Consider the following 21,342-nt stretch of genomic DNA (forward strand, 5'->3'; position numbering starts at 1 on the left):
TTTCGTGAAATTCTTTGCTATAATCTAACCATGATAACGATTACACACCTCATCTTACAACCTGCTAAGAACATACTTACCTCAAATATATAGGGGTGTAAGTATTGAGAAAAATAGGAGAAATAATGAAACCCAAATTATCTTTTAAAGATCTTATTCAAAAACTTGAGGATAAAAATATATCTCCTGGTAGCTATACTGAAGATCAAATTGAAAACTATCTCAAAACTAGAAGTTACTATTATAAAATTTCTAGTTATAGAAAAAATTTCCCTAAACTTCCTCAAGGGGGATATGATAATTTAACATTTGATCATCTCGTTGCCACTGCTAAATTAGATGTACGTCTGAGAGAATATCTACTCATGCTTTGTTTAGACATTGAGCATGCAACAAGAACTAACCTTATGAGAATCCTAACTGATGATGATAACGAGGATGGTTATACAATTGTTAAAGAGTTTCAAGATAAATTCCCTAAAAAGTTCAATGAGGTACTGTCACATTTTAGAAGCAGTAAATATCGATTAGACATGTTTCGTAAAAGAACACAAATTTCATCTTGGGTCCTTATGGAAATTATTGATTTTGGAACGTTAGTCCAATTTTTAGAGTTCTATATTGAATCTAGAACCCCTAAAAACGAGAAACTTTATGCTAAGGAACACAGATTCATTAAGAACATCCGTAACTCTTGTGCTCATAATGATGTATTTTTAATCAATCTATTTTTAAAAGAGGATATGATTCCAAGACCTTATCCATCTACCAAATCATTTTCAAATACAATGGGTATCAATAACGGATTAGTTAAGTATCCCAAAATTATTGATTTAATTAATTTGTTTTATATACACTCAAAAATTTGCTCCGACGAACTTAATAAGAGACGGTATAAAGAGGGAACTGAAGTATTAAACAGATATGATGAGAATAGTGAGATGATAAATCATTCAACGTCTTTAAAAAAATTCTTTGAATCAATTTTCAAAAAATCAGTTGACTTTTTGGATAAAACATAATACTATTGATATGAGGAAACAAGGTAAAACCTTGGCTCGCATTTTATATCGGGTTATTGAAAAAAGTCAGCTGTCTTTGCTGGCTTTTTTCTATTTCTCCTGATATATAAAATGTTACACCGCTAAAAAGAGCTACTGCTATCACCTCATTCGCTAAGAAAAATCAAAAGCCAGCAACTGCTGGCTTTGAATTATTTAATAACCTAGAGATTTGATAGGAAAAATTAATAATTGAAATTGGAAAGGGAAAAAGTTCTCTAGATTCTTAAATCATATTAATATTAACGACCACGTCGCAATTCGCCAGTTCTGGCATCACAAAAGAGACGTTTACCACCAACATAAACATGGCGACCTTTCACTTGACGACCTGAAGCGTCAAAATAAAGGTGTTTACCATTAACAACCTGTTGTCCTGTCACTGCTTGACCAGCTGCGTTGAAATAATACCAGCAACCACGTGTCACTTCGACAAGACGGTTGGCAACCTGCTCACCTGTGTGGGCATCAAAGTAACATTTCTTACCATTGATAGTAAGCACTTTACCTTTAACTTGAGCACCATTGCTTCCAAAGTAGTAAACCTTATCGTTAATGGTTTGAAGGCCTGTTACCTTGTAGCCTTGTTTGTTGAGGTAAGCCCATTGGTTAGCTGCCATTTGGATGAACTGGTTGATGGCTGCTTCACCAGTAACAGCGTCATAATAACGCCCTTCAGCCCAGCCACCTTTTAGCTGACTGTGATCTTTGTTGAAGTAATACTGTTTGCCATCAATCACTTTTGCTCCCTGAACGAGATTTCCTGAAGCATCAGCGTAATACCAGTTGTTATTTTCAAAGATAAAGCGTGACACAGCCATTTCACCCGTTTGAGCAGAAATGTAGTAACTTGTGCTGCCTTGATTCACCAATTGACCTTTGATTTGACGGCCTTCTGCATCAAAACAGTATTCCTTACCATTAATGATACGCTTCCCTGTCACAGCATATCCATGTTCATCTAGGTAGTACCAAGCTTGGTTTTCTTTGTTTTGAACAAAGGTGTTAACCGCCATGTAACCAGTATCTGGAATGAAGTAGCGGATATGACCGTCAGCAAAACGAATAAAATTGTCTTTAGCTTGGATACCTGTTTGCGTGTCAAAGTAGAAGGTCACACCAGACATTTCAACGAGGCCAGTTGCCATATGTCCATAGCAGTCAAAGTAGCGGACATCTTTGCGGTAGCCTGCAAAATCGTAGAAACCATTAATGGCTTTGACACCATTTTTATCATAGTAATAAGTGTAGCCGTCGCCACCTTTAAGAAGATAGTCACGAGCTTGAAGACCATTATCTAGAAAGTAATAAGTCTTACCATCGATAACGTGTTCACCTTTCACTTTTTGGCCGTTTTGGTCAAAATAATACCATTGATTTTCACCTACACGGACAAATGATGACTTGTGAGTGTTTGAATCTACACTTGGTTTTGTCTCACCTGAGATGATTTGATAGCCTGAATTATTTTGTTTGTTTCCTTGTGTAATGATAGTGACATTCGGTGTTGAACCATTTGAATTTGTCACTGACACATTAGGAATCAATTTATTTGAATTTGAAATAATGGTTACATTTGGAGTCGTTCCAGAAGCTGTAATCGTGATTGTTGTGTTACGACGACCATTTAAATTAATAGCATTCAAATCAGGCCAATTCGTCGTAAATGCTGCAAATCCACTAGCATCAGATGATGAAGACCATGATGATGAAGACGAGTAAGAATACCATGCAGAACTTGATGAGCTTGAAGAACTTGACGAACTAACACTCACTGACGCAGAACTGCTACCTGATTGATAACCTGAACCAGGTGTTGTTGTATTAGAGGTCTGTGTTTCAGTAACTTGTGCACCTTGTGAAGCCTGTGAAGTACCTGATGACACACTTCCTTGACCAGTACTTACAACCTCTCCACCACTAGTTACTCCAGCACCAATAACAGACGCTGATGAGCCTTCTGTTGAATAAGATGATGACGCCTCGTATCTTGCAGTCATTTGACTTCCAGAGTTTGATGGCACCGCTGACACGTAAGTAGCATCTTCTGTTAAGGTTGGCGTATAGCTTTGATTAACCAGTGATGCACTTGATTCAATACCAGCATCTGATTGTTCATAACCGCCCTTATTAGGAACTGGCACCTCATCTGCCTTTGCAGATTGATCTGTCAAAAAGGCACCACCTGCTAAAGCAACCATTGACAGAGTACTAACTCCGATAGTCACCCAATTTTTCTTAACCTTGTGTAGTTTAAATCCAACTTTCTTTTCCATAACATACACCTTTCTATGCTTTTTCCATTTAACACCTAATATGATAAGCCATATCAATAGCGAATACAATTACAGTCGCATAACCCTAATCTCATAAGACTAACCTTCTAGTCATATTTCTCACGGAAAAGCAAGGTAAAGCTATGTAACCCATACCTTTTTATCTTAGAAAGCTCTTTTTTTAAAATCTCTTATTTTTTGTTAAATGACAAAGAAAACCTCGCTTTCATCTATTTTCAATCCTCATACATTAGAGCGAATGAGCATCCTTTGTAACCAAAGTAAGCCCTATATGTCGAATATTTTACGTAAACCTTATTATTTGCTTACACTATATTGATAATTTTAGAAAATAAAAAAGCAAGCCAAACAACTTGCGTAAACGCTTTAAATCTTGTCTATCATGACTTTATACTTACTAAAGGAGAGAACTCTACTCACTCTATTCAAACTGTGATTTCTGCTATTTTCTTAGCACCAATTATAGAAGAAATATTATGTAGAGAAATTGCTTACAATCCAAGTTATTTATTGTTACGAAAGATGGAATCGCTGTAGCAAGTTGCTTGACTAACGACCAAATCATCTTCCCCTTGTCTTTGCCAGATGATTTTCAGTCAATATCTTGATGATGCTTCCAAAGGTTCAGCAGGCCTTCTTTTTTATGGTGGATACGCTTCTTAATAGTTTCCCTATTATCGAACCATCCTTTTATCAACTGAAAAAAGGTCATCATCGGTTGACGTACTAGCTTATATCCCTAGTAACAAAGATAAGCTAAAAAGCTAACCAATAATAAAGCATTAAGTCGGTTCACCTTTGCCAGTTGGACCAAAGTATAAAAATAGCTTCTAACCAACTAAACATACTGCTTACCTCGAATTTCTTCTAAAAATCGCTTGAGCTTCTCACCGTAACAAGTAGAAAATAGAAAATCTTAAATTTCTGCCGTGGAGAAGCAAGTTGATAGCGCTCCAGATAGGAACTAATACCATCTTCAATTCCCAGATGAACGGTACATAAGTGGCAACTTCTTCCTTACTTCAGATAATTTTCTATCTGGAGCGAATCAGCCATTAAATTATCAGATTGAAAATCCATTTGTTGTTTTACCATAAGCAAATGATTCTTTCTAGTTTTTAATACACTCCTAGAATAAGGGATAATGAAAATTCCTGCGTTAAGGGGATAAAGAGTCAAAAGAGGCATTTACTTACGAAACTATCTATAAAGTTATATAACTTTATGGTTAAGGATTCTTTAAGCTTTCTAAAATTAATGGTATAATACAAGGAATTTAGAAAGGAGAGTTATGAAACGTAAGCATTACCAATCCTTAGGGATTGGCTTATTCAGTAGTTTGTTATTACTTACACCGCAAGTGTTGGCTGAAGAAATAACGACACCACCGACAACACCTGCCACAGATGCTGTGGCGACAACAGATGAAGCAACAACGGCTGAAACATCACACAATTATACTGATAGTAGCCAATTGAATCAAGCCATCTCTGAAGCAGTTACTGAAGGTATCACTGCTCTTGAAACCAAAGAGGAAACCTTCGATACAACTCAAGAAGCTCAGGCTGATTATACTGAGCAGATAGAAATGGTCAACGAGGTCACCAAAGAGTACCGAGAAGCAAAGTCCGCTTATCAAAAGGCCGAACAAGATTATCAAAACTATCAAAAGCAAGAACAAGACTATCAGGATGAGTTCGTTAAATATCAGGATTATCAAAAGAAGGTCCACCAATATTACATTGATCAAAAAACATATAATCTGGCTAAAGCCCGTTATGATGAAGATTACAATACTGCTTTAGGAAACACCAACAAAACGGGGTACCTTCCTGAAGTTTTAGCTCAGAACCTCATTTTTCGTTCCGAGCCAAATGCCACTCAGACCTTTACGGGTAATATTATTCCTGATGAGATTTTAGAGACGGTCGTTAAGGATAGTCACGGTTGGATGGATCCTGGGACGGTTACTGCCTATGCACCAGGTCAAACCGTTATCACAACAGGAAGATGGAATACTGCCTTGATGGATATTGGCGATACCGTCGTGGTAGATTATTCTAACCTTGAGCACTCAAGTTTTTCGGGTTATCAATTAAAAAGAGTTCGTTTTACTTATCGTCTCATTGATACGACCCACTATTCTGGTAAGGTGATTTTTCAAGCTATTGATGACCCTACTGTCACTTCTTATACGCATATCTACAACAAAGATGGCGTTACTCAAAGTTCCTTTGAGATGGAGATGACAGTCCAGTTCTATGATGCCGCTGGTAAAGAAATTTTGCCTACTAAAGACAATTACGCTTTAACTAGTTTTGCCAGCATCAATTCCCTGAATGGTGAGGGAGAATTTGTTGGGAACTACAACGGAAGATTTATCCCCATTAATGGTTCAACTATTACTGTTCAAGATAATTATGCATTAAATTATAGTTCTGTTCCTCAAGCATCCTTAGCTAGCGATTGGGATAGTGAAACTAGTCCAGATGCTTACATCGGAGCTATTGTCGGAAAATCAACTGAGAGGATCCGTTTTCATTTTGGAAATTCCAATGGCTTTGCGGATTGGTTTGCGTTTAACTCAGATGTTAAGGTTAAAGGCGGCATTTTAAATCCTCCAACACCACCAACAGCACCTGCTTTTATGGCAAAACCAATCGCTCCTAAAAAAGTTGAGAAGCCTCAAGCAATTCTTACCCCTATTATCTTATACCACAACAATAAAGTGGTTCCTAAACCAGCTCCAACTCCTCAGAAAGATAATACACCTAAAAAGCCTACTCAGAAGTCTTCTCCGAAGGTTACTATAACCCCAACTTATCAGCGACAAAACAATGTTGTATCAAGACTTTATACCTATGCCAAGCCAAACTTTGGGTCAGGGCAAGTCATCACAAGAACAGTATCGCCGACCTATACGGGAACTCTTCCACATCCAACAATTACAACACAACCTTCAGTGAAAGAGAGCTCCTCTATAGAAACACAAATACCAAAGAAAAACTCAGTTTCTAAGGAGAAAGATTGGTTTGGTATTAATACAGGAATTATTAACACTCTCGAAGATGGTCCTCAACAGACCGACTTGATTGCTTTTATTAAAAAAATTGGGGAGGAGGCCAAGAAGAAAAATGGCAATAATACAAATGCTATAAATAGAGATATTGCCTTAACGCTAGCTTCTCCTTCATATCGTGAAGACTTTCTACAAAACCTTTATAACACGTATAAAGGAACGACACTCGATATTCCAGATAATGTAAAAACAACAATACGGAAAAACCATTCTGACGGTAAAATCGATTTTGCACATGTTATGACAACGCTAGCTTCTTTAGAACAACAAAAATTTTCTGATGAAGCCATGAAATATGTGTCCTCTCGTTCACTTCTATATCCTTCTTTTCTAGGTTCAAATCCATTATTTGAGATTTACAATAATGACAATAAGAGGAATAACATTCTTCAACAGAATTCATTGGTCGGAGATTTGTTAACCTCAATGCCTGAAACAGATATTTTTACTGATATGGATGCCATTATTTTAGCTAGACATCCTGACTACAAAGATTTACCCCTCGATGAGCGTATCTTAAAGTATTATGGACAGAAAGATTTAGATAGTAAACGCAAAGAGCTTTTTTTAGAAGTTTATGGGAAAAATCAAGGGAAAGATAAGGGAGAAGCGCAACTAGCCTCCTTTATGGAGATTGTCTCAGCTTTTCTAACAGTAGGTGGGGTAGGCGCCTTATTTTACTCTGTCTTTAAAGGGAAAAATAAGGATATTGGAAAGAACATTCATAAACTTGATACGGTTCTTTATGATGGGAACATTGACAAATTTCTAAAACATCCACTAAAGACAACTGCTTCCGCAGTGGCTAAAACTGTTAACAAAAAAGTCATTAAACCTGTAGTTAACAAAGTTCAAAAAATAAATAATAAATTTATCAAACCTGTGATACAGTCTGTCAAGAAGACATCCACAAAAGTTTGGAATGCTACTAAAACTCTTGTCACTAAAACAGTACCTAAAACTATTAATAAAAAAATCATTAAACCTGTAGTTAACACAGCTAAGAAAGTAAACAATAAATTTATCAATGTGGTACAGTCTATCAAGAAAACGACCACAAAAGCTTGGAATGCCACTAAAACCTTTGTCACTAAAACAGTACCTAAAACTATTAATAAAAAAATCATTAAACCTGTAGTTAACACAGCTAAGAAAATAAACAATAAATTTATCAATGTGGTACAGTCTATCAAGAAAACGACCACAAAAGCTTGGAATGCCACTAAAACCTTTGTCACTAAAACAGGACCTAAATCAGTCAAGAAGGCTGTCAAAAAAATTGTGAAAACAATAAAAAAAGCATTTACTCCAAAGAAAAAATCAATAAAGAAACGTAGGAGATAGTCTATGCATCACAAATCTATCATCAAGCTATTCATTGCCAGTTTGGGAATAATCATCATCCTTTTTTTAGGAGGGATGATTTACATCAATAATAACTTATCAACCTATTTTATTTATTATGCAAAGCATTTACCACACGCCAAAAATACTAATCCTGAAATGGTGATGATTTTGGATAATCTAGATTCAATAGATGACCCAAACATTAAAGGATTAAGGTATGATACAGATGGTAATAATTCAATTATAAATGGAGAAGGGACCATTCTAACTCAGGCTCCTGATAGCAATTCTATTCAGTATGCACTTATTCCTAAAGGAACTCCTCAAGAAAATTATCGAACTTATTATTTTAGTGATAATGGTAAATTTTATACTTACTATTATCAAAGACCTGACAAGGGAAAGGATATTTACGATGATAGTGAAGAAAGACAGAGGGAAGCCCAACACTATATTGATGAAATAATTACTCCCATAGTGAATAAATTAGAGGATAAGCCTCGTGTTGATTTACAATGGTTTTTCAATAAAAAATATCAAGAACGTTTTTCGAGGGACTAAGTCGACCAACTGCAAACTTCCTTTTTACCTATTTTTCATAAATTCTTCTCTACTTTAAGGAAACTTTAGGGTTTCGTTTATATACTATAACCATCCTAAAACTTTTCTTTTTCATAATCTCCTAAATCCAGGGCATAGGTCCTGGATTTTTTTGCGTGGAAGAGTAATCATATGAAGAGTTTAGCATTATAGTTTGTCTTGTTTGACCTGGGTTACCATCTCTAGAAAATAGGCATGGACCCTTGTGTCACCTGTTAATTCTGGATGAAATGAGGTGACAAGCATCTGTTTTTCCTTGGCTGCCACGATAGCTCCCTTGACCTGAGATAAAACTTCAACTTCTGGTCCAACGATTTCAATGATTGGTCCACGAATAAAGACCATGGGAATCTCACCAGTTCCCTTAAAGTCAGCATTTGTGACAAAACTGCCCAGCTGACGACCATAGGCATTGCGTGCGACACTGATGTCCATACTTGCCAAATGTTTTGTTTGGTCGCCTACTATGGTTTTGGCCAACAAAATCAAACCTGCACAGGTCCCAAAAACAGGTAAGCCTTTCTCAATTTTCGCCTTAATCGGCTCAAACAGGTCTAAATCATGCAAGAGTTTCCCCATGACTGTCGACTCGCCACCCGGTAGGATAAGCCCGTCTAAGTCAGAGTGAGTTTCCCAATCTTGCCGATTCCTGATTTGCACCGTTTGGACACTAAGGGAATTTAAAACCTGCTCATGTTCCGCAAAAGCACCTTGAAGAGCCAGTATTCCGATTTTTGTCATCTATTTTCCTCGCTCTGCCATCAAAATTTCAATTTCATCCTTGTTAATACCAACCATGGCTTCACCCAAATCTTCTGACACTTGCGCCAAAATATCAGGACGATCAAAGTTAGTCACCGCCTTGACAATAGCTTCCGCACGTTTTTTAGGATCGCCAGACTTGAAAATACCTGAACCAACAAAAACACCTTCAGCACCCAACTGCATCATAAGCGCAGCATCGGCAGGCGTCGCTACACCACCAGCCGCAAAATTGACAACTGGCAACTTGCCATGCTCATGGACATAACGAACCAAGTCAATTGGCACCTGTAAGTCTTTGGCAGTAATGTAAAGCTCGTCTTCTCTGAGATTTTGAATACGGCGAATTTCTTGATTCATGAGTCGTAAGTGGTGAACAGCTTGGACAATATCACCTGTACCCGGTTCACCTTTGGTACGAATCATTGATGCCCCTTCAGAAATACGACGAAGGGCTTCACCGAGGTCCTTGGCTCCACAAACGAAAGGCACATCAAACTTGGTTTTATCCACATGAATAAGGTCATCGGCAGGCGTCAATACCTCACTCTCATCAATATAATCAATCTCAATCGCTTGCAAAATCTGTGCTTCCACAAAATGACCGATACGAACCTTGGCCATAACTGGAATACTGACAGCGTCCTGAATTTCCTTAATCATCTTAGGGTCGCTCATACGTGATACCCCGCCAACCGCACGAATATCAGCTGGAATACGTTCCAAGGCCATAACTGCAGCTGCACCAGCCGCTTCTGCAATACGTGCTTGCTCAGGATTTTGAACGTCCATGATGACGCCCCCCTTAAGCATCTGTGCCAAATTTTTATTTAAGTCGTAACGATTTGTCATAGCAATCACCTCATATGTTTTTATGCCCCTTATTTTACACAGGATAACTTTTGAAGAAAAGTAGCACTTTCACAAACTGTATGGGGACAATTCGGCTATCTATTGTCAGAATGGGCAGAATAATCACTAAATTAGAAAGCTTGCTTCTATAGGTTTTACTGCTTTTTTAGTAAATAAATACAGGTTATGACATCTTAGTTTATAGACCATAATCTTTACTAAATTTTTTAGTTAGCTAACAGCAACTTTCTTTGTAAATCACAAAAATACTCATCTTCTACTTTAAGAAAACTTTAGGCTTTGCTTTATATACTATAACCATCCTAAAACTTTTCTTTTTCATAATCTCCTAAATCCAGGGCTCAGGTCCTGGATTTTTTTGAGTTTAAGAACCGTTGGAGGAAAAAACTGTGAAAAATTTTCCCAGTAAAGAGTTGTGTAAGCCTTTTCTTATTTTAGGCTAAATGTCTTAAATTCTATTGAAACACGATTAAATTAAGTTATAATAGGATTTAGGAAAAAGGAGGAAAAATTATGAAAGTACATTCTAATTTTACTGGACAACCGTCCAAAAAACGTCTACTTGCATTTTCATGTGCAACTGCCCTTGCAAGTTTTGCCATCATCGCAAGACCTGCTTTCGCTGAGGAAGCTAAAGCTGACAACTCGTCAAACCTCGATACGACTGCTGCTACCACTGCCAATGTGGAAACGACAGCAGACCTTGTCGAAACAAAAGTTGTCGAAGCACCGGCTGCTACTGAAAATGCCGCCAACACTGAAAACACTACAAATGTCTCAGAAAAAGCCACACCTTCTACAGCAAGCTCTGAAACTGCAAGTGAAACAGCTTCAACCACTGCTAGTGAAAGTCAGACACCTGCAGTATCCGCCTCAAGCCAAACACATGAAGCTGTAACTACAGACCGAGCTGCCAGTGAGACAGCTTCAGCTGGCGGAACTTCGAACGCTGAAACTAATGTCACCGGTGGTTATTACTACAGCGATAAGCATGGATACTGGCATTACAAAGATGCTAGCGGTAAAGATCTAACTGGACCACAAACCATCGATGGCGTTAAGGTCTACTTCAATCAAGGCGGCGTCCAGGTTAAAGGGGACTTTGACTGGGACGGTCACTATTATGACAAAGACTCTGGTGCTCTTGTTACTAATAATTTCGTTGAAAATTATGGTAGAACCTATTACGTTGATGAAAATGGTAACAAGGCAATTGGTTCCAAAGAAATTGATGGAGCGTGGCATTATTTTGATCAGTACGGTGAACAAGTTGAGGATAGGTTTGCTCCTAATGGCCGTTATTATGACAAATATGGTAAGCAAGTAGATTTTGGTACTAACCGCTATTTCGAATTAAACGGGGAATGGTACTATGCTGGAAATGATGGTGCTTTTTTAAATGGACCACAAACCATCGATGGCGTTAAGGTTTACTTCAATCAAGGCGGTGTTCAAGTTAAAGGTTATTTTGTCAGAGATGAGGGAGATAATAAATCTCGATACTACGATAAGGATTCTGGCGCTCTTGCCACCAATCAATATGTTATCGCTTATAATCCTTACAAACATCGAAATGAACGTTATTATGTTAACGACCAAGGAATTCGGTTAACCGGTCCTCAAACAATTGACGGTAAACAAGTCTACTTCGATAAATACGAGGGAAGCCAGATTTTCGACAATTTTGGTGATGATGGTTACTTTTACGATCAAGACGGTAATCGTGTCAACCTTGGTACAAATCGTTATGTTCAGGTCAAAGGAAATTGGTACTACGTCGGTAACGATGGAAAGATCTTGAAAGGTGAACAAACTATTGATGGTGCTCATGTCTACTTTAACTACAACGGTATCCAAGTTAAGGGAGATTTTGACTATAAAAATCAATTCCATGATAAAGACTCTGGAAATTTAGTTACTAATCGTTTCGTAACAGTTAAAGACAAAACCTACTTTATCGGAGCCGATAGCAAGGCCATCAAAGGAGCAACTGTCATCGACAACGTTGAATACTTCTTTGACAAAGAAACTGGTGCTCAAGTTAAAGGGAATTTTGCATGGAATGGTAAATATTACGATGGAATAACTGGTGCACTTGTTACCAATAGCTGTGTCCAAGTCGGCAAAGACTGGTATTATGTTGGAAATGACGGTGAACGACTTAAAGGATCTCAAACTATTAACAATGTTCCTGTATACTTTGACCCTTATGATGGTAAACAAGCAAAAGGTGTCTTTGGCGATGATGGCTACTTCTACGACAAAGATTCTGGTGCTAAAATAGACCTTGGTACCAATCGCTACGTTTACATCAACGACAACTGGTACTACCTTAATGGAGAAGGAAAAATCCTTAAAGGCGATCAAACCATTGACGGGGTACAGGTTCACTTTGATCCATATTACGGCAATCAGATTAAAGGAGAATTTACTGATAGTAATGGGTATGTGGTTAAAGCAAACTCCTACACTAGCCCAGTTAAATTCTACGATAAAGATTCCGGCGCTCTTGTAAAAAATCAATACTTCAACAATAATGGTAAATGGTACTATGCAGATGCACAAGGTAATATCCTTAAAGGCTCACAAACCATTGATGGAGTACACGTTTATTTTGACTCTTATGGAGTTCAAGCTAAAGATACTGTTCTTGATGGTTACTACTACGATAAAGATAGTGGCGCAAGGAAAGAACTCCCTCGTGATCAGTTTATTAAGATTGGTGACGATTTATACTACCTTAGCAGTAATGGACGAACTGGGGAAATAACTATTGATGGTAAGGATTACTATATTGGTCGATATGGTAGAGTTTTTCGTGGTTCCTTTAACGTATACCAAGAGCCACCTTACTATGATGACGAAACTGGCGAAGCTGTGAAAAAAACTGGTTTTGTTAAATCTGATGGCCGTTGGTACTATATAGAGGAAAACGGCAAAAAAGCTAAAGGTTTTAAAGAAATCGATGGGAAATTATATTACTTCTCTAACAATCCAATGAACAAATACGAAACGCACGACCAGGCTAGAGGAGAAATTATAAGACCTAAATTTTACATTTCATTACCAAACAGAGCAGAAGACAATCCAACTTATTACTTCGATGCTGAAACTGGTGCTGCTGTAACTAATCAATTCGTCTATGCAGACGGACACTGGTACTACTTCGGTAACGATGGTAAGGCCCTCCTCTTCGATCAAGTCATCAATGGTCAACACCTCTACTTTGATTATGAAGGTAAACAAGTGAAGGGTGATTTCGTTACAGACTACAAGGGGACTCGTTACTACGATGAAAACTCTGGTGAGCTTGTCACCAATCAAACACGTACCATCAAAGGCGTGACTTATCATTTTGATGAAAATGGACGAGCGAATCAAGTATAAAACAACTCCAAAAATCGACTAAAATGATTCTTATTCGTCGTACAGATAAAAAACAACCAAAAAGCCCAAATCAAAATATTGATTTGGGCTTTTTGGTAGGTAAAGAATTATTGGTTCTTTTTCAATCTTTTTAAGTGTTTATATAAACCAAAGGCACGGTCTAGCTTCATCGATTCGATGGGACGTTTGCCCTTGATATAGAGATTACCATTGGTCGCATTCATCAAACCTGTTTTTGAAATCGCATAACCAGTCGTCATGCCACTATATAGGAGTTTTTCAAGTTTCTTGGCATCTAGGACTCTGCTTGAAGAGTCAAGGCTGCCATTTTCTGCTTCGTAAATATCCACAAGTCTCTTAAACTTATAAGCCGTTTTTATGGACATGTCACCAGCGCTTCCCTTAGAGTAATAGCGATAAAGATTTTGTGGGCTAAGGTCCACAGACGCTGCCTCAGGGCCATTAGGTGAGTAGGGCTGGAGTTTGATAAAGGTGTTTAGCTTTCCAATATCAATGTGTGATTCACTGTTATTTTCCCTATGAATTGGCAGGGCAATCTTATCCACATTTTCCTTACGTCTAATCGTGGCTAACAATTCATAAGGCTCAACTCTTAGAGTTTTGGAAAATTTTTCCAAGGTATCTAATGAAACGGTCCCTTTTTGCTTGATTAGGTTATAGTTGGTTTGTGCCATGCCAGATGACACCACAAAGTGCGTCATGCGTTCTCTGACTTCTTCAGCATCCATAGCCTCTGTGATATGTAATTTCTTACGAATATTATTCCACAGGTTTTGCGTGACCTGGTCAGGCTTTCTTGGAAACTCAAAAACTTCATGCTGATTGTCTTGAGATAAAAGCATACCAAGCGTGATATTTTTCTTAGTCACCTTAGCCAGACCATTGGTAATGGTTACAATCTTTGGAATATTTCCCTTAGGCTTGTTCATAAAAAGCATCCTTAAGCTTCCTGAAGGAATTCCTGTCGCTTCGGAAAGCTCTCTGTAACTCTTCTTATCTTTCCAATAGTCGCCCATCCGAGCTTTCTCTGCATTTTCCCAGAAAAGTTGCTTAAGGGGCTTAAGATCGCTCGGACGATTTGAAATTAATCGTTTTGACATCATTGTCTCCCTCTAAAATTACTGTTTAAGTATAGTCCGCCACTATTATCTCATATTTTTAACAAAATTAAAAACTATTTTTTAAGCGGATTCTCATTGTACAACTTTAACGACAATAGCATTTTAATATCTCTACTAGAAATCAACCTTAAAACTCCCCTCGTACACGCAACGAAGGGAGTTGTTTTGCTAATAATTCCAATTAACCAAGAGATAAATGAGACTTGAGCCAAACATATCAGCCAAGGCATGGACTAGGAAGAATGGAAGCAGGTTTTTGACCTTATATTTATAAAGAAAATAATAGAGTAGACCAAATACCACACCGATAACCAGAGCCCATAGCATACCCTGATAGGTATGGAAGGACACACGGACAAGGGTTGAAAAGAGCAAGACCCACCACTTATACTTGTCCTTTACTGAGGTCAAGAGTCCTAGGAAGAAAAATTCCTCGTAGAAACCGTTAAGCAATCCGTAGGCAATAGCCATAGGCGACAAGGCCATAAACTTATTAAGCACGGCCATAGGGCTAATAAAGGCTAAAACTTGAGGGCTAAAGTAATTATACTGGCCTGAGAGGGTACTGACCATATCGGCCAAGAGACCCATGATAGCGAAAATAAAAGGTACCCAAAATAGGACAGACCACTTTAGACGGATAGGCAGTTGCTTGAAGTCAAAATGACGAATCCAAAGATAGACGAGGGCCAAGGACAAAAGAATCAGTTGTAAGCTGAAATTACTTGAATAGCCTGTCCCTTCTCTAGCCGTATTTGTCATTGTTTCACTTATTGTTGTGGAAATGGTTGGCGATAGACTAGCCATATACATCTGGGTCGAACGCACGATAAACTGTCCAAACATGATGAGCGTTACCATACCGATATCAAACCATCTCAGTTCCTTGAGTGGTTGCTCGGGATGGATTTTCTTTAGTAAAGACATAGTCTCTCCTTCTTCCTCGTATCTACAACGAAAGCTCGTTTTTTCTTTAAGCTTATTATAAGTCATAATCCTTAAATTAACACTAACATTTGCAGAAAAATTAGTATTTGATTTGGAAAAAGAAAAACAAAGGAAGGCACCTTCCCTTGCTTAAATGCTTAAATCTAATGATTAATCGTTCTTTTTGACGACGCTCACAAGTACAATCAGTTGGAATACTGCTAAAACAAGGAGAACTCTAAACCCATTTTGGCTCCCCTGAGCTGTTGCTTGAGCAAAGTCAATCTTATGATTGGTTTGACTTAAGGCAACAATGAGAGAAGCAAGCGTTGTTCCTACTGCTCCTGCAAATTGTTGGAGGGTATTAAAAATCGCATTGGCATCAGCTCGTTGGTCCAGTGGTAATTGCTTTTGTCCGTTAGTCATAATATTACCAAAGGCCACTCCTAGTCCCGTCATGAAAATCATGTAAAAGACAAGAATCAAGGTATTTGAAAGCGAGAGACCAAACAGAGTAAAGAGCAGCTGAGCAAGGACGATTAGACTGGCCCCAGTCAAGATTGGTTTACGTGCCCCCATCTTATCAAGAATAATACCTGAGAAGGGAGCAAATCCAGCACCAATGATAGCACCCGGAAGAATCATCAAAGCAGCGAGAGTTGTATTAGAGTGGTTAACCAATTGCACATAGTTAGGTAAGATAAAGCTCATACCGAGCGATCCCAATTGCAAGGTAAAGAAAGCAGCGATATGGCCAGTAAGGCGAGGATTCTTCAGAATAGCGAGATTAATGATTGGATTTTCCAATTTCATAGAGCGCCAAACCAGAAGGATCAGCCCCAAAATACCAAGGACAAGCCAGCCAAGCACTGAGAAACTAAGAAAAGCATGATCTGCCATCCCGTGAAGGCCTAGAATCAAGCCCAAGAAAAGAAAAATGATGGCAAACAGGCTAAGAATATCAAAGGATTCACGTTTAACCTCACTCTTTTGCTCAATCGAGCGAAGCCCTGCAATCAGTGAAGCCAAGAGAATAGGAAACTGAACAAGGAAAATAGACCGCCAACCAAAGTGTGCTGTTAGAAGACCACCTACAGTTGGGCCAATGGCTGGTGCAACTGCGGTAATTAGTGTACCAACCCCCATCATAAGACCAATCTTACGACTTGGTACCCGCTCCAAAATGATGTTAAACATAAGAGGAAGGGCAAATCCAACCCCCATACCTTGCACCAAACGGCCCAGGACGACAAAGCCAAAGTTAGGGGCTATAAAGTCGATAAGGACTCCCAAGACCGACAGAAGATTGGCGACCAGAAAGATTGATTTCATCTTAAAGGAACGCTTGAGGTAAGCTGATAAGGGCACCACACAAGCAACGACTAATAGGTAGATGGTTGTGACCCACTGAACGGTTGATGTTGTTACTGAAAATTCCTTCATCAAAATTGGGAAGGTAATGTTCATGGCTGTTTCACCAGCCACTCCACAAAAGGAAAGGACACCTGTCGCAAAGATGGCAGACAAGATCTTAGTGGAGATTTTTTCATATGACATAAGTATTTCTCCTCTGATAACGATTAAAGATTACGGTAGTGTTGTAAGATGTTGAGAAAGATTTCTCTTTCTTCAGCCGAAAATTGTTGGGCAAACTCTTCCTCTTCTGCCCGAAGATAGGTTTGACAGGCAGAAGCAATCTTAACTGCCTTATCCGTTAGCGCAACTGCTTTTTGCCTAGCATCTTTCGATGAGGTATGACGTTCAATCAGACCTTTTTTCTCCATCCGCTGTAAGAGGACCGTTGTTGTCGAACGCTGAATATTGAATTCATGCTCAATGTCCCTCTGAAAGATTTCTTCTTCCGCATGATTCATTAAAAAATCAATGACAGCCATCTGATTTCCCGTCAAACCAAATCGCTTGGCGAACTGGTCAAAGTGGCGCATCATGTTATTGTTGGCTTGTTTCAACAAGCGTCCAAAATGGTCCAAAAATGTACTCCTTAATTATATTGTTAGCTAACTAGCATATTAAGTATAGGAGAATTTTAGCCCAATGTCAATATCACTTTCAACGGATGACAAAAAAACTCAAGGACTCATAGCCCTTGAGTTACTTTACGTAATCTTTTGTGACAGGAATTTCCTTAATCACACGCGCCGGATTTCCACCAAGAACCACATTATCGCCAAAGGACTTGGTGACGACTGCTCCTGCTCCAGCCACTACGTTATCTCCTAAAGTCACGCCTGGGAGGATGGTTACACCGCCACCAGCCCAGAAATTATCGCCAATGGTAATCGGTGCTCCATATTCAATGCCTGAATTACGCTCGGTTGAATCAAGCGGATGCAAGGGCGTCAAAAACTGACAATTAGGGCCAATCATAGCATTGTCACCAATCGTGATAGGACAGATATCCAGCATGGTCAAGTTCCAGTTGGAATAGAAATTTTCACCGATATGGATATTAACACCGTAATCCGTAACGAACTGAGGATTCATAGCAAGATTCTCACCAGTCGAACCAAACCAAGATTTGACAATTTCAGCCCTCTTGAGACGGTCAGGTTCCGCATTAAAGGCCATTTGCTTTTCTCTGGATCTAGCTGCTAGGGCACGTAACTCAGGGTCGCTAGGTTTATAAAACTCCCCCGCAATCATTTTTTCATATTCTGTCGGCATGGCCTTCTCCTTTTGTGGTTGTACTTATCTATTTTAGTATAGAATTGATGTCACCACAAGAGAAACTACAAAAAAATCCCAAGTGCTCTATGCAACTTGAGATTAATGAATCCTTTTTTGACAGAGCTCTTTCAAATACTGGACATCCACTTTAGAACTATCCATCAAGGGAATGGCATCTATAGTATGCCAGTATTTGGGCTGTTCAGTGGCTAGTAAAACACTAGCAATCGACTTCTTAGCTTCTGGTAAAGATATTCCGTCTTTTAGTACAAGAAAGGCATGCACTTCATCACCAGCCAGATGACTACTTAACTTGAGACAAAAGGCGTCCTTGACGAAAGAACAAGAGAGTAGTTTTTGTCTGATCCTTGGCAAGTACAACTTGGTGCCTGCATAATTAGCCCAATCAGATGGTCGCCCTTCTAAAATTAATCCTGCTTTTGAAAAATGACCATAGTCTTCTACAGTATAAGGGCATCTTACTCCGACAGCTGCATAAGGAGTCGTAACATAAATTTTATTGTTTTTCAGCTTTATTTGAACATTTTTAAAAGCTCGACCAACTAAATTGGGATTGTCTAAAATCTCTCTGCCCTTACACCAGCTGATAAAACTTAATTCACTAGCGCCATAAAAAACAATAATGTCGCAGGTCGGTTGCCTGTCATAAAGGTCACGAATCAGAGGAACTGGCAAGGTTTGAGAAGAACTGATGATATAAGACAAGTCAAGATCTCTACTGTTTAAATGACTTGCTAGAACTTGTAGAAGGCTTGGTAAGAGATACAGGTGACTAACTTGGCAGGTCTGACATAATTGCACCCAACTTCTCGGAGATGGTTTATCACTTATAACCAATTGCCCACCTTCATAAAGGATAGCCAAGGCCATGTTAAGGTTCCCTGAAAAACTAAAATTGCCTTTTAAGAATAAAGCCGTTTTCTGATTAATATGGAAAGTTCGATTTTGCTCAGCAAAAAAATCTAGCCACGAGGACATGGTTCGCCACAAAATCTTGGGTTTTCCACTTGTTCCCGAAGTCAAGATTCCAAAATCTGCTTCTAAACGTAAATCGGAGGCACTTGCTTCAGACGCTAAGGCTAGTCGGACTTCTGGTGACAAATTAGGATGACAAATAACAGGCTTTATGCCTAATGACAAAGCTGCTAAAAACGTCATCAACTGATCAAGCGGATAGTGCTCTACGATAAAGCAAACGTCAGATGACTTTGAATCAAGTATTGTCTGATTCATCATCCTTAATAAATCACAGTAAGTGTAAGATTTGTCATCAATAACTAAAGCCTGCCGATGAGGAGCCTCTTGAGCCCAAGCTTTTATTTTTTGAATCATGTTAAACTCCCACCCTTTCAATGAGGAAAGATATACCAACTCCTCCAGCACCAGCAATAGCGCAAAGTCCATATCGTCCCTTTTGTAAACGGAGCGCCTGCATTACATGTAAAAGATTGATTGCTCCTGAACAACCATAAGGGTGACCATATGCTAAGGCACCACCAAATAGATTGTAGCGATTGACAGCTTCTGGGAAATGCCTTTGAAAGAGACAATCAATCACCGAAAATGCTTCATTCCATTCAATAGCATCTATATCCGACATTGAAAGATTGACTTTCTTCAATAATTTTAGAGTTGCTTTGTAAACTAATTCGGGACTGAAACGAGGATCTCCTGCCACTTGAGCCATGTCACAAACCTTAAACTCACCGACTTGATGGCTCAATAAAAGAAAAGCAGCACCATCATGTGTTAAACAAGAGTTTGCGGCACTGGTCAGACTGCCCGGACCTAAGATTGGAGGAATTCGACTTAACAGTTTTTCTGAAATCTTAGGTCGAATCCCCTCATCCTTTTTCCCAGGCATTTCTAGGATAATAGGAGATAGAGCCCCTACCTCCAAGGCTTTCTGAGCTTTAGAATGGCTCTTTAAAGTCCATTGATACAATTCTTTTTGACTCACCTGATATTTTTGAGCGACTCGCTCGGCCCCTCTTATCATAGCTAGAGAATCCGTACTATCGGGTGAAAACTGAGCAACGTAGTAACTCCCTGAACGATTATCCTTGTCAGCATAAGTCCGCAATGGCTGCAAGGATGAACTTTCAATGCCACCTGCAATAATATTTTCTGATAAACCAGCCCTTATCTTCGCAAAAGCAAAACCCAAGGCGGCACTTGCTGAAGCACACTGCATATCAATAGTAGTCGCAGGAACAGTTTCAGAATAATCGGACAAAAGTCCAGTTAAACGACCAATATTGCCACCTGTTCCAACAGCATTTCCACAAATAATGTCATCAATGTGACATTCTGGATAACGCTTCTTTAAGGCATTTAAAATCCCAGCACCTAAATACTCTGGTCGCATGCTGGCGTATTGCTTTTGAAACAGTCCAATGGGTGTCCTTAATCCCCCTTGAATATATACATCTGCCATTAAACACTCTCTCCTTTCACGATGATAGTATCCCCTCTACACAGATAGAAGTCCTTTTGATGACAATAAAGTGATAATCTTTCTTGCGCATAGGCTGGCGCTAAAAAACGTAAGGATAAGACAGAAACTCTTTGTGGTAGGACCTGTCTCAGATAGTCTAAATAAAGACAGGCTGGGATTAAAAAGGGAGCTTGCTGATGCAAAGGATTGTGATCCCCAATAGCTCTCACAAACTGCAGGATATCTGCCTTGGTAAATTGCACGTCCGATAGAAAAGTAGCTGAGGATATATCTAGTTTATCTTGTGATTTTCTTCCAAATGACGACGGTCTTTTCAATAAAAAGGTTGCTCTTAATTCCTCTCCACCTTGTACGAGTAACATCTGCCGCAATCTTTTTTGATGTCTTAAAATGAGAGTTTGGTCTAGTGCTTTCGTTTCTTTCCATCTTAGTTTTACAAGTAAACTATCTTTGGGTAAATCTGCATTAGATGATATCAATAGTGAAAATAATTTTCTCATCATTATTCTCCATCAAAAAATATGAGTAAACCTATAAAAATATATAAGTTAACCATTTTATACTATAAAAAACTGGTCATATTGTCAATGATGAGTCAAAGGTGCAAATAGCAGTGAGTCAAATGGCATGAATTTGCTAATGAACAAAAAAATCCCAAGTGCTCTACGCAACTTGAGATTTTCTTTCTGTCTGGGCATAC

Annotated in this window: 15 protein-coding genes and 1 pseudogene; 4 read left to right on the forward strand and 12 right to left on the reverse strand. The window is 38.7% G+C overall.

Annotation, left to right across the window (positions count from 1 at the left end):
* Positions 1-125 precede the first annotated feature (125 nt).
* On the forward strand, positions 126-1,022 hold the full coding sequence (locus QRD39_RS01345; RefSeq protein WP_285955387.1) for an Abi family protein: 897 nt from the start codon (positions 126-128) through the stop codon (positions 1,020-1,022).
* 281 nt (positions 1,023-1,303) lie between these two features.
* Here the strand turns inward: QRD39_RS01345 and QRD39_RS01350 are convergent, their stop codons facing one another.
* Both QRD39_RS01350 and QRD39_RS01355 read right to left on the reverse strand, forming a co-directional pair.
* Entirely contained in the window at positions 1,304-3,337 is a 2,034-nt protein-coding gene (locus tag QRD39_RS01350; RefSeq protein WP_285955388.1) for a KxYKxGKxW signal peptide domain-containing protein, read from the reverse strand.
* A gap of 859 nt (positions 3,338-4,196) precedes the next feature.
* Positions 4,197-4,453: pseudogene (locus tag QRD39_RS01355) on the reverse strand (hypothetical protein).
* A 196-nt stretch (positions 4,454-4,649) separates the two neighbouring features.
* On the opposite strand from QRD39_RS01355, the gene QRD39_RS01360 reads away from it, so the two are divergent.
* On the forward strand, positions 4,650-7,781 hold the full coding sequence (locus tag QRD39_RS01360) for a GbpC/Spa domain-containing protein (RefSeq protein ID WP_285955389.1): 3,132 nt from the start codon (positions 4,650-4,652) through the stop codon (positions 7,779-7,781).
* 3 nt (positions 7,782-7,784) lie between these two features.
* Positions 7,785-8,345 (forward strand): hypothetical protein, encoded by a 561-nt coding sequence (locus QRD39_RS01365; RefSeq protein WP_008535049.1) that lies wholly within the window; start codon positions 7,785-7,787, stop codon positions 8,343-8,345.
* 186 nt (positions 8,346-8,531) lie between these two features.
* Here the strand turns inward: QRD39_RS01365 and pdxT are convergent, their stop codons facing one another.
* Together pdxT and pdxS are read right to left on the reverse strand one after the other, a co-directional pair.
* A complete protein-coding gene (pdxT, locus tag QRD39_RS01370; RefSeq protein ID WP_285955390.1) occupies positions 8,532-9,125 on the reverse strand; it encodes a pyridoxal 5'-phosphate synthase glutaminase subunit PdxT in 594 nt (197 codons plus the stop codon).
* A complete protein-coding gene (pdxS, locus tag QRD39_RS01375) occupies positions 9,126-9,998 on the reverse strand; it encodes a pyridoxal 5'-phosphate synthase lyase subunit PdxS (protein WP_002888192.1) in 873 nt (290 codons plus the stop codon).
* 534 nt (positions 9,999-10,532) lie between these two features.
* Between pdxS and QRD39_RS01380 the strand changes: the two genes are divergently transcribed.
* Complete coding sequence (locus tag QRD39_RS01380; RefSeq protein ID WP_285955391.1) at positions 10,533-13,406, forward strand: glucosyl transferase; 2,874 nt, start codon at positions 10,533-10,535, stop codon at positions 13,404-13,406.
* Positions 13,407-13,513: 107 nt separating this feature from the next.
* Here the strand turns inward: QRD39_RS01380 and QRD39_RS01385 are convergent, their stop codons facing one another.
* From QRD39_RS01385 to QRD39_RS01420, 8 genes are all read right to left on the reverse strand, one after another.
* On the reverse strand, positions 13,514-14,527 hold the full coding sequence (locus tag QRD39_RS01385) for a hypothetical protein (RefSeq protein ID WP_285955392.1): 1,014 nt from the start codon (positions 14,525-14,527) through the stop codon (positions 13,514-13,516).
* 189 nt (positions 14,528-14,716) lie between these two features.
* Positions 14,717-15,475 (reverse strand): CPBP family intramembrane glutamic endopeptidase, encoded by a 759-nt coding sequence (locus tag QRD39_RS01390; protein ID WP_285955393.1) that lies wholly within the window; start codon positions 15,473-15,475, stop codon positions 14,717-14,719.
* A 171-nt stretch (positions 15,476-15,646) separates the two neighbouring features.
* Positions 15,647-17,032, reverse strand: coding sequence for an MFS transporter (locus QRD39_RS01395; protein WP_285955394.1), 1,386 nt, complete (start codon positions 17,030-17,032; stop codon positions 15,647-15,649).
* A gap of 23 nt (positions 17,033-17,055) precedes the next feature.
* On the reverse strand, positions 17,056-17,466 hold the full coding sequence (locus QRD39_RS01400) for a MarR family winged helix-turn-helix transcriptional regulator (RefSeq protein WP_285955395.1): 411 nt from the start codon (positions 17,464-17,466) through the stop codon (positions 17,056-17,058).
* Between the two features lie 121 nt (positions 17,467-17,587).
* Positions 17,588-18,160 carry a sugar O-acetyltransferase gene (locus tag QRD39_RS01405; protein ID WP_285955396.1) on the reverse strand — a complete coding sequence of 191 codons (573 nt, stop codon included), beginning with the start codon at positions 18,158-18,160 and terminating at the stop codon, positions 17,588-17,590.
* Positions 18,161-18,262: 102 nt separating this feature from the next.
* Positions 18,263-19,516 (reverse strand): AMP-binding protein, encoded by a 1,254-nt coding sequence (locus tag QRD39_RS01410; RefSeq protein ID WP_285955397.1) that lies wholly within the window; start codon positions 19,514-19,516, stop codon positions 18,263-18,265.
* A 1-nt stretch (position 19,517) separates the two neighbouring features.
* Positions 19,518-20,621 (reverse strand): thiolase family protein, encoded by a 1,104-nt coding sequence (locus QRD39_RS01415; protein WP_285955398.1) that lies wholly within the window; start codon positions 20,619-20,621, stop codon positions 19,518-19,520.
* On the reverse strand, positions 20,621-21,145 hold the full coding sequence (locus QRD39_RS01420; RefSeq protein WP_285955399.1) for a MaoC family dehydratase: 525 nt from the start codon (positions 21,143-21,145) through the stop codon (positions 20,621-20,623). Before QRD39_RS01420 ends, QRD39_RS01415 begins: the two co-directional genes overlap by 1 nt.
* Positions 21,146-21,342 lie beyond the last annotated feature (197 nt).

The sequence above is a fragment of the Streptococcus raffinosi genome (assembly GCF_030284685.1).
GTDB lineage: Bacteria > Bacillota > Bacilli > Lactobacillales > Streptococcaceae > Streptococcus > Streptococcus raffinosi.

Bases quoted from the DNA above. Each gene is read 5' to 3' on its own strand.
- QRD39_RS01345 (WP_285955387.1), top strand. From the start codon at position 126: ATGAAACCCAAATTATCTTTTAAAGATCTTATTCAAAAACTTGAGGAT.
- QRD39_RS01350 (WP_285955388.1), bottom strand. From the start codon at position 3,337: ATGGAAAAGAAAGTTGGATTTAAACTACACAAGGTTAAGAAAAATTGG.
- QRD39_RS01360 (WP_285955389.1), top strand. From the start codon at position 4,650: ATGAAACGTAAGCATTACCAATCCTTAGGGATTGGCTTATTCAGTAGT.
- QRD39_RS01365 (WP_008535049.1), top strand. From the start codon at position 7,785: ATGCATCACAAATCTATCATCAAGCTATTCATTGCCAGTTTGGGAATA.
- pdxT (WP_285955390.1), bottom strand. From the start codon at position 9,125: ATGACAAAAATCGGAATACTGGCTCTTCAAGGTGCTTTTGCGGAACAT.
- pdxS (WP_002888192.1), bottom strand. From the start codon at position 9,998: ATGACAAATCGTTACGACTTAAATAAAAATTTGGCACAGATGCTTAAG.
- QRD39_RS01380 (WP_285955391.1), top strand. From the start codon at position 10,533: ATGAAAGTACATTCTAATTTTACTGGACAACCGTCCAAAAAACGTCTA.
- QRD39_RS01385 (WP_285955392.1), bottom strand. From the start codon at position 14,527: ATGTCAAAACGATTAATTTCAAATCGTCCGAGCGATCTTAAGCCCCTT.
- QRD39_RS01390 (WP_285955393.1), bottom strand. From the start codon at position 15,475: ATGTCTTTACTAAAGAAAATCCATCCCGAGCAACCACTCAAGGAACTG.
- QRD39_RS01395 (WP_285955394.1), bottom strand. From the start codon at position 17,032: ATGTCATATGAAAAAATCTCCACTAAGATCTTGTCTGCCATCTTTGCG.
- QRD39_RS01405 (WP_285955396.1), bottom strand. From the start codon at position 18,160: ATGCCGACAGAATATGAAAAAATGATTGCGGGGGAGTTTTATAAACCT.
- QRD39_RS01410 (WP_285955397.1), bottom strand. From the start codon at position 19,516: ATGATTCAAAAAATAAAAGCTTGGGCTCAAGAGGCTCCTCATCGGCAG.
- QRD39_RS01415 (WP_285955398.1), bottom strand. From the start codon at position 20,621: ATGGCAGATGTATATATTCAAGGGGGATTAAGGACACCCATTGGACTG.
- QRD39_RS01420 (WP_285955399.1), bottom strand. From the start codon at position 21,145: ATGATGAGAAAATTATTTTCACTATTGATATCATCTAATGCAGATTTA.